Annotated in this window: 8 protein-coding genes and 1 pseudogene; 3 read left to right on the top strand and 6 right to left on the bottom strand. The window is 50.8% G+C overall.

Translation table 11 applies throughout. From position 1 onward, the window contains the following. The 3 genes and pseudogenes from MTBSS4_RS17470 to MTBSS4_RS17460 form a co-directional block, all read right to left on the bottom strand. Window positions 1-265 (bottom strand): annotated as a pseudogene (locus MTBSS4_RS17470) (response regulator); the annotation flags it as partial. 191 nt (window positions 266-456) lie between these two features. Beyond that, window positions 457-1,158, bottom strand: coding sequence for a DUF2786 domain-containing protein (locus MTBSS4_RS17465; protein ID WP_173984670.1), 702 nt, complete (start codon window positions 1,156-1,158; stop codon window positions 457-459). After that, entirely contained in the window at window positions 1,155-1,454 is a 300-nt protein-coding gene (locus tag MTBSS4_RS17460) for a DUF3572 domain-containing protein (protein WP_040477249.1), read from the bottom strand. Before MTBSS4_RS17460 ends, MTBSS4_RS17465 begins: the two co-directional genes overlap by 4 nt. A gap of 161 nt (window positions 1,455-1,615) precedes the next feature. Between MTBSS4_RS17460 and MTBSS4_RS17455 the strand changes: the two genes are divergently transcribed. Both MTBSS4_RS17455 and MTBSS4_RS17450 read left to right on the top strand, forming a co-directional pair. Then, window positions 1,616-2,101: a TspO/MBR family protein gene (locus tag MTBSS4_RS17455; RefSeq protein WP_040477255.1), complete on the top strand. Its 486-nt coding sequence runs from the start codon at window positions 1,616-1,618 to the stop codon at window positions 2,099-2,101. Window positions 2,102-2,115: 14 nt separating this feature from the next. Then, window positions 2,116-2,484, top strand: a complete 369-nt coding sequence (locus MTBSS4_RS17450) for a DMT family protein (protein WP_254432638.1) — start codon at window positions 2,116-2,118, stop codon at window positions 2,482-2,484. A gap of 141 nt (window positions 2,485-2,625) precedes the next feature. Here the strand turns inward: MTBSS4_RS17450 and MTBSS4_RS17445 are convergent, their stop codons facing one another. Continuing rightward, window positions 2,626-3,228, bottom strand: coding sequence for a hypothetical protein (locus tag MTBSS4_RS17445; RefSeq protein ID WP_008622669.1), 603 nt, complete (start codon window positions 3,226-3,228; stop codon window positions 2,626-2,628). A gap of 226 nt (window positions 3,229-3,454) precedes the next feature. Next, window positions 3,455-4,000: a tyrosine phosphatase family protein gene (locus MTBSS4_RS17440; protein WP_008622668.1), complete on the bottom strand. Its 546-nt coding sequence runs from the start codon at window positions 3,998-4,000 to the stop codon at window positions 3,455-3,457. A 137-nt stretch (window positions 4,001-4,137) separates the two neighbouring features. Here MTBSS4_RS17440 and MTBSS4_RS17435 point away from each other — a divergent pair, with 137 nt between their 5' ends. Further along, window positions 4,138-4,446, top strand: a complete 309-nt coding sequence (locus tag MTBSS4_RS17435; RefSeq protein WP_173984669.1) for a DUF6626 family protein — start codon at window positions 4,138-4,140, stop codon at window positions 4,444-4,446. A 47-nt stretch (window positions 4,447-4,493) separates the two neighbouring features. Here the strand turns inward: MTBSS4_RS17435 and MTBSS4_RS17430 are convergent, their stop codons facing one another. Then, window positions 4,494-5,033 (bottom strand): hypothetical protein, encoded by a 540-nt coding sequence (locus MTBSS4_RS17430; RefSeq protein WP_152427084.1) that lies wholly within the window; start codon window positions 5,031-5,033, stop codon window positions 4,494-4,496. Window positions 5,034-5,930: the final 897 nt, after the last annotated feature.

Below are 5,930 nucleotides of genomic sequence, written 5' to 3'. Positions count from 1 at the left end.
CTTCTGTCCTGGCCGTAACCATGACGATTGGAACATCGGCATTAAAGCCATCAAGCCCACCTGAACGGATCAGCTTGGTGCAGGCTATGCCGTCGAGCATGGGCATCATCCAGTCGAGAAAAACGATGTCAGTGCTGCCATCTGTCAAATCGCCGTCTTCAAGGCTGACGATATTGGCGGCACCGAATGCGAGTGTGCCATCCTCCACTTCGATGACATCGCGGCAATGGAAGGAACCCAGAGCGATTCTGATCAGTTCCCGCATCGGCTTAGCGTCATCAACGACCAATGCCCTTCGGATTCGTGGAAACATGGTTCTGACACTTTCATCTTGGTGTCGTTGATTTGCGGCCATCAATCGGCACTTACCATTAAGTACCACATGCCCCAGAACACAGCCAAGATATTCTACTATTGCTATTGAATGACTACAATTAGCGATGGACGCCCTGTTTCCTATTTCCCAGAACCTTTGCCATGGACGCCAGGATGAAGAGCCAGGGATTGACCGGCGGCGTGACCGGCTTCAAACGCACCAGCAGCGAGCTTCTTACCTGATGCCCGGCCACGACGCAGGTTTAGGTCCAGCTTGGCGAATTCAGATTCCACGATGACGTGGCGGACCACCACCAGATCGCGACCACTGCTGACCCTGTTGGCTTCATCGCGTTCGGCCTTCATGGCGATCAGTTTCTCCCCAATCGACACCGCCATGCCGAACATGAACGATCCCTTTTCGTCCTTGCCATAGCGGAGAATTCGTTGGGCCAGAGCATATTGGACCCAAGCGGTCTGCATGGCCGTGGCGATCACGTCGTAAACGTAATGGGCCATCTCGATGCTGGGGCGAAGACCGAAGAAGACGTACCGGATGCCCTTGTCGTCTTTTTCCCTCCATACCTTGCAATCGCAATATTCGGCGATGGCCGGGATGCAGGCGGAGATCGGCTGTCGCTGCTTGCGGTTGGTTTCAATGGTGGACTTTTCACACTGCTCTTCGCGGATTTCCAGGTCCGTGATTGATAGATCATGGCGATCAAGCAGTTCGGCCACCTTCGCCGCCGCCGCCAAGGCTTCTTCCTCGGTGCAGCCGTTGGCAATAGTCTTTGCCCGCAATGCCTGGAGCCGGGTCTTCAGTTTTTCAAGATCGGTGGTCATGGCGTCCAGTCCACCTGCATTCCTGGAAGCTGGGAACGGGCGATCAGAATTGTTTCCAGGGCAACGCCTGCCGCCTGGGCCACCTTCTCGACGGTGATGTCCGATTCGAGGACAAAATCCAACACGGCTCCGAGGAAATCGGGATCGGTGATACGGGTGCGAAGTTCGTCGGCACCACTGCCGGTGAAGGACATGAACTGGGTCAGCAATTCGTCATCAGCGACAATTACCGAGACGGCGTGCAAGGCCAGTGTTTCGGCACCTTCACGTCCCAGTTTTGGAATTTTCGGCGGCATTGGGTCGGTGACCAGTTCGGAAAGCGGTTGGTGGCCGCAGTGTAGTTCCGCCGGTCGCCGGGGGAAACGCCGATGTCGTGATGGAATTCAATCGGGGTGCTATGGTTGGCCCGGCATCATGAATGTTGACCAGGATATTTCAGAAGGGCCGCTCCGTGAGCATGAAGTTTCGAAAGACCAATCCCCGGTTTGGCTATCTGGTCGTTTTGATCGTGTTGTGCCTGGGCGTTGCGGGCATCTCCAGCATGGTCACCATTCCCGCTGTCCATGGGTGGTACAAGGATTTGGCTCACCCATCCTTCACGCCGCCTGATGCGGTCTTTGGCCCGGTCTGGACGGCTCTCTACATCATGATGGCTGTGGCGGCCTGGAGGGCTTGGGGGCGTGATCAGTACCAGTGGGATAGCTCATGCATTCGGCTGTTCCTGATCCAGTTGGCGTTGAATTTCGCCTGGAGCTTCCTGTTCTTCAAGTTCCACCTGATCGGTGTGGCGGCGGTCGAGATTGTGGTTCTGGAGATCGCCATCATCGTGACTACGGTGGCATTCTTGATGCGAGACAAGATCGCCGGAATGCTCATGGTTCCATATCTGCTTTGGGTCGGCTTTGCATCGGCTTTAAATATTGGGTTCTGGAGCCTAAATTAACAACATTTTTGCAAATGAAAGTTCTTGTTATGAACTCATCAGCCATTGCCCCAATAGGTTTATTGGTAATATCCAATATTTTCATGACTTTTGCATGGTATGGGCATTTAAAATTCACAGACAGAGCTTTGTGGATTGCTATTGTTGTTAGCTGGCTTATCGCATTTGTGGAGTATTGCTTTGCAGTTCCTGCGAACAGAATCGGCCATGGAACCTATTCGACCGCAGAGCTAAAAACGATGCAGGAGGTTATTACCCTCACCGTGTTTGCCGGATTCTCCGTCTTGTACCTGGGGGAGCGACTGACCATAAATCATGCCATCGGCTTTGCCCTGATCTGTGCAGGTGCGTTCTTTGTATTCAAGAGTCCGATCCAGGTGTAATTCGGAGGTATAAAATAATACGGCATCGTTGTTGAACGTTTCCACTCCGACGAAGAATGGCCAGCCCATGTCGGTTTCTCGGACATACAGTTGCGTTTGAAGTAATACGAGGTCATGGCGTCCAATTATGCTGATGGTCAGTCAGTTTCGAACCCGCTCCACCCAGCCTGGGTCTTCAGGGTATTTTTCCAATAATTTCTGCATCCGCATGATCGCAAACGCAGCAACGTCATCGCAGTGCTGAATTTGTGCACCATTGTGTTTGATGTATCGGATGTCGCGTAATGCGACTTGTGCATAGGTCAAAATGTCTCGCGATTCAGACATCACGATCCCATGGGGAATAAAGCCAGCCGACGGGGCAAACCACAAATCGTGATCGCTTAACCACTGCGAGGAAATTTCGGCATAGCGGCTCACCTTACGTTCCTGGGACGAGCAGTACACCCCACGATCATGCAGGTTCATGCCATTCGCATCCCTGCCCAGGACGGCCAATTGCTCCCGGTGCCAGTATCCTGGGGTGTTGATCTCGTCGTATGTGATGGGCGGCGGCGATGGCTCCGAGCCGAGGGAGTAATAATTTGGCAGGTTCGGATCACGCTGATAGATCGGCGGAGGAGCGGCCTTCACCACACCGGCGGCACCCTTGTCCGTGGTAAAGAAGATGCCTTCCTGGGCGTTTGCGGCAAATGTCGCAGTGAATAGCACGCAGACTGATAGCAGTATGACTTGCGAACGCATAATGCCCTCCAAGCAATCTGATATATGTGCTTGTTTCAATATAACCACATAAATACATATTATCAATATATGCGGGGTAAACTATGCGATTAAATGACTTTACGATTTCTCCAGAAGATGCTGTTTCTGTTGCTCCGGGACGATTGCCGCCGGTTTATGATGAAAACCTCATTAGATTTGAGGTAATGGCCGTCCTTGACCTACTCCGAGGTGCTTTACATGACGCTCAACGTCTGCTCGATCTGATTGATCGGCGATCAACTCCTTGCCTTTGACCGTCAATCGCAGCAACCATTCGCCCGCCAGCACCAAGAATCCGGTCTGCGAATTTGATGATCAACCGGTTCGGTACCGCTCCGGGCCTAAGTTCCATGATCAGATCCATGGCTTCTGCCGCAGGTAGGTGCAGGCATGCCAGTAAGAATCCGGCGGCTGTCGAGCGAGATATTCCTGCCCAGCAATGGCATAAAATTCGGCCACCGCTGGGTATCTCTCGACCAAAATCAATGATGGTCTGAGCATGGTCCACGCTGGGGTGTTCGTTCCGTCCCTGTCGATCAAGTGACTTTCCAACCACTCCCCCCATCGCGTGTAAGTCATAAAATCTGAGACTCAGCACCTTGATCGATCCAGGGAAGACCAATGGATCGTCATGGTCATCGCCGGGGTCCAAAATTGAGATGATGTGACTTGGGCCGAAGGCTTCCAACTCGTCACCAAGCTCATCCAGCCCGCAGATGGTCATTGCGAAGGGCAATTTTGTCTTGGTCATGATGCTCCCTCCCAGGATGTGGGCGGGGACCATAACAGGTTTGAATGTGTCGGCCAATTTGGGCGATCAAAATAAGTGCCTACATATGAAGGCATTCGATGCTGCGATAAATACACCTGCAACAGCAGGAGTCGTTCATGCGAAAATTAGAAGAAATATATGAAGAATTTTATTCGTTGGGAATCGTCGGTTCTGGTCGCGAATTTGGTGAGTGGCTTAATCGAAGCCAAAGCTACCTTAGTAGTTCAAAATCAAGAGGCAGACGAATTTCGACAGAAGCACTTTTGGCTTTGGTATCAAATGTGACTGAGGTTATTGATTCAACGAACGAAGCATCAGTTCTTTGTTCCGATGAAATTCAGATCAAGGAACTGCAAGAAGGTGTCAAGGCACTCAAGATTCTGGAAAATGAAGCATGGACCGAAATCTGGCGTCGGGTGAGGTGATGCGTAATGTGGCAGGAAGTACCCCACCCTGCCACACCACACCATGATCACGCAGCTTCCGGCGTAGTACTGGTCTCTGGAACCGCCTTGGCCCGACGCCAGACCCAACGCATCTTCGACCCCATTCGCATGACGATTCCCCCCGGCTTGGTGGTCAAGGTCTTGTTGAGGGTGAATTCTCCATTGACGTCCATTGCCATCAAATCCACCTCGATCCGACCTGGGCTGGGGATCGACATAACCAAATACGGCACGCAAGCAGTATCGTCCTGACCAAGCAAGGTCCAATTTCCACAGCGACCCTTGGGCTTGGTGATAACTGGGCTAAAATACGTTCTGGCATTCAGGCTGATAGCTTTTGTGTATATTTTATATATATCCACAAATGATGCCTTTGATTTGTAGGTTCCGTCGATCAGCTTGTTGAGATCATCGTAGCTGCTGAATTTGACGGTGTACTCAATGCCATCAATTTCGATAAGTCCGCTGAACTGATACCGTGAACTGAATGCCAGTGATTTATGTCCTTTTTTCGGGATATCTCTTGGTTCTTCCCGAAATACGCAAAAATAGTCGAGTTCATACATGATTATGATGTGTCCTTTGTTTCTGGTTCTCTCCTGAGTTAGTCTATATTGTTGACTAAAAAGTTAGACTTAGTCTATGTTGGTATCCAATATAGACTAGGTCGCACTTTAGCTAATCACGGATTAGCCATATCCAACACCGACAACTCACTCCTTTCGTCTGTCCAAGACCAAGACGCCTGCGGCGTCATGACAAAATGAACAACTCATTTCCTTCGTTGGTCCCAAAACCAAGACGCCTTCGGCGTCATCATGGATTTCAACTCATGTGGTTCAGGTCCAACACCGACAACTCGTTCCCTTCGTTCGTCACAACACCACCCTGCCCCCGGCAGGGGATCAGATCGACTACGCCTATGGCGGCTCATGCCGTTTCATATGGAGTAGCCGAAGGCGTTTCATGGCCTCGACGAAGACATTTTCGAATGGGCTAACATGAATCGGCAATTTGTTTGTTATTTGCTGATAGCAAGTAGTCCCCAGAATATCCAGCTTATATCCATCATGATTGATGTCAGATTAATTCGCCAATTTACTGCACGTGGCTTGTCATCATCTTAATGTGACGCTAAATGCGGTCACCTGTCAGACCTAACAATCTCCGGCGAAGTCCAGCACTGATGCGTCAATGCAGCAACGCATCGCCGTATGTCTGTATGTGTGATTTGATTAATTGGCATCATGTGGCCGTGCGGCCATATCATGAAATATATTAATGCCGCTATATTGGCCTTTATTAATTACGGCCTTATCATGCTTTCAAGGTTAACGTATGGAGGCTATTATGTTGCAGCTTAAGTTTTCCGACGAAAAGAAGATTCTGGTTTCCGAAGCCCGGAAAAAGACCCCCCGGCAGGTTGTGCTGGATGGCATCCAGAATCAGGTCGAACTGCTGAA

The organism is Magnetospirillum sp. SS-4 (assembly GCF_902729425.1).
Classification (GTDB): Bacteria; Pseudomonadota; Alphaproteobacteria; order Rhodospirillales; family Magnetospirillaceae; genus Phaeospirillum.
The sequence above is the reverse complement of the archived record's forward strand: the minus strand, read 5'-3'. Positions and strand labels throughout refer to the sequence as shown.